Consider the following 393-nt stretch of genomic DNA (forward strand, 5'->3'; position numbering starts at 1 on the left):
CCTCACAATGATGGACAAACTCCTCGGAAGCATGATGCGCCGTGCCGAGCACCGGATCCGTGACAAAGCGATTGTCACCATGCGATCGTTGCAGGCCCAGCTTCGTCTGCTGACAACCTCTTGCCGTCATCTGATTGAGGCCCGTGATCAGGGCGTTGATTCACTGTCTGCCATTACGGGAATTGACTGGCCCCGCCTCCAGGACGCCATCGGCAGGGCTGAAACCCTGACAGCTCCAGAGACCATTGATCGCACGGCCGAACTGATCAACCGGCATCGCTCTCTTCGTCCTGCCATTGGTCCATTCCTGAACGCGTTCCAGTTTCAGGGTGGTCGCACGGTACAGGGATTACTGAAGGCGGTGCAGATCATTGGAGACCTCTATCGGACCGG

1 pseudogene is annotated in these 393 nt (G+C 57.8%); it reads left to right on the forward strand.

Annotated features, from left to right (window positions below):
* Nucleotides 1-393 (forward strand): annotated as a pseudogene (locus KP705_RS18780) (Tn3 family transposase); the annotation flags it as partial.

It is taken from the genome of Gluconobacter sp. P1D12_c, from assembly GCF_018812105.1.
Lineage (GTDB): Bacteria > Pseudomonadota > Alphaproteobacteria > Acetobacterales > Acetobacteraceae > Gluconobacter > Gluconobacter oxydans_A.